This is a genomic window from Photobacterium sp. SKA34, from assembly GCF_000153325.1.
Taxonomy (GTDB): domain Bacteria; phylum Pseudomonadota; class Gammaproteobacteria; order Enterobacterales; family Vibrionaceae; genus Photobacterium.
This window is the reverse complement of sequence record NZ_CH724142.1, coordinates 521,849-524,329: the sequence shown is the minus strand read 5'-3', so window position 1 is coordinate 524,329 and position 2,481 is coordinate 521,849. Positions and strand designations below refer to the sequence as shown.

The following is a 2,481-nucleotide window of genomic DNA, read 5'->3' as shown; positions in this document are numbered from 1 at the left end:
TTCGTGAACAATTCACGAAAGAAACAGGTATTAAAGTGATCTACTCGACTTATGAGTCGAATGAAACCATGTATGCAAAACTTCGTGCTCACCCAGAAGGTTACGATCTGGTTGTTCCATCAACTTACTTTGTTGCAAAAATGCGTGATGAAGGTATGTTACAAAAGATTGATAAATCAAAGCTATCGAACTTTACTGAACTTGATAAGAATTACTTAGATAAACCTTTTGATCCAAATAACGATTATTCAATCCCACACGTAATCGCAATGACAGGTCTTGCGGTTAATACTGATATGTACGATCCAGAAGATTTCGACAGCTGGGCAGACTTATGGAACCCTGAGCTCAAAGGTCAATTAATGCTAATGGACGATACTCGCGAAGTCTTCCATATTGCATTACGTAAGCTAGGTTACTCAGGTAACACAACTAACCAAAAAGAAATTGACGAAGCAAAAGCAGAGCTTGAGAAACTAATGCCAAACGTACTGGTATTTAATTCAGACAACCCAGCTGCGCCTTATCTTGCAGGTGAGGTTGGTCTTGGTATGCTGTGGAATGGCTCGGCAGCAGCAGCACAGAAAGAAGGTTTACCGATTAAGCTAATTTGGCCAACAGAAGGTGGTATTTTCTGGGTTGATAGTTTAGCAATAGCTAAAAACGCAAAGAATGTAGAAGCGGCACATAAGATGATCGACTTCCTACTTCGCCCAGTTATTTCAGCTCAAATTTCAGAGCAAACCGGCTACTTAACGGCAATAGAAAAATCTAACGCTAAATATAAAAATGACCCAACTCTATTCCCGCCACAAGCTGATCTTGATCGTGGTGAGTGGCAAGATTCAGTCGGTGACATGAATATCCGTTACGAAAATTATTTCCTTGAATTAAAAGCGGGTCAATAACGAAAAAGAAAGCTGCCATTGGCAGCTTTTTTATATTTGGTATTTATTAATAAACATGGTTAGTTGTGTTATTTTTTAAGGTTTTACTTATCATGTTTGTTATTAATCAATATGATAGCGGAATTTAACAGACAAATTCCTCTTGTTTAGTGATGCGGTCAACGAATATTCTCTGCTATAATAACTTTGTTTATAACCAACATCTGTTTTTGCATGTCTAATGCGTTGACAACCAATTAGGAGAAGCGGTCAAAACCGCTAGAGAACACTCTCAATATCCTGTTTAGTTAGGAGCTAACACAATGAAAAAATGGTCTTTATTAATGGCCGGTGCTGCATGCGCATTGTCAATGTTTTCGAGCATTGCCACTGCTGATGATAATAACGATAAATCTAATGAACTGTACTTTTATAACTGGTCTGAATACATCCCATCAGAAGTGTTAGAAGAGTTTACAAAAGAAACAGGTATCAAAGTCATCTATTCGACTTATGAATCGAATGAGACCATGTACGCTAAACTAAAGACCTATGATAAAGGTTATGACCTTGTCGTACCTTCTGCTTATTACGTATCAAAAATGCGTAAAGAAGGCATGTTGAAAAAAATCGACAAAGCTCAAATCCCAAATTTCTCAGGTCTTGACCCTAACTTTACTAACAAACCTTTTGACCCAAATAATGACTACTCTATCCCATATATTTGGGGTGCAACGGGTATCGGTGTTAATACCGACATGATTGATAAGTCTAAAATCACTAGCTGGGCAGACCTTTGGGATCCTAAATGGCAAGGCCAATTAATGATGATGGACGATGCACGTGAAGTATTTCATATTGCACTTCGTAAATTAGGTTACTCTGGTAATACACAAGATCCTAAACAAATTAAAGCAGCTTATGAAGAGTTGAAAAAACTAATGCCAAACGTATTAGTATTCAACTCAGACTACCCTGCTAACCCATACATGGCAGGTGAAACATCACTAGGTATGCTTTGGAATGGTTCTGCCTACATGGCACGTAAAGATGGCGCACCAATTGATATCGTTTGGCCAAAAGAAGGAGCAATTTTCTGGATGGACAACATTTCAATACCGAAGAATGCTAAAAACGTTGATAATGCATACAAGATGATCAACTTCCTTCTTCGTCCTGATATCGCTGCGAAAATCGCACTACAAATAGGTTACCCAACACCAGTCGCTGCCGCTAAGAAGTTACTTCCAGCCGATTTTGTAAACGACCCTAGCATCTTCCCACCACAGTCTGTAATGGATGCAGGTGAATGGCAAAATAGTGTTGGTCCTATGACTGAAGTTTATGAAGAATACTACCAAAAACTAAAAGCTGGCGAATAATAGTTACTATTAACTGAATAATAAAAAAACCGAGTTTAGTGCTCGGTTTTTTATTATCAATCATTTACGTGTTTACATTAACCATTCATTATATGTAACATCTTGTTCATACAGTTTTGATTAAGTTTATTTATATATCCTATAACAACCATTTAAGATGTAAGTTATAAGGTTATGATGTCTATTAAATTTAAAGCGCTAATCCCCATTTT

At 37.4% G+C, this 2,481-nt stretch carries 2 protein-coding genes; both read left to right on the top strand.

Features of this window, described 5'->3' with window-relative positions; genetic code table 11:
* Positions 1-908 (top strand): extracellular solute-binding protein (locus tag SKA34_RS11355; protein WP_006645671.1); only part of this gene is annotated, 908 nt, incomplete at its 5' end.
* A gap of 302 nt (positions 909-1,210) precedes the next feature.
* Complete coding sequence (locus SKA34_RS11350; protein WP_006645670.1) at positions 1,211-2,269, top strand: extracellular solute-binding protein; 1,059 nt, start codon at positions 1,211-1,213, stop codon at positions 2,267-2,269.
* Positions 2,270-2,481 lie beyond the last annotated feature (212 nt).

Excerpts from the sequence above, each read along its gene's own strand:
- SKA34_RS11350 (WP_006645670.1), top strand. The coding sequence starts at position 1,211 with ATGAAAAAATGGTCTTTATTAATGGCCGGTGCTGCATGCGCATTGTCA.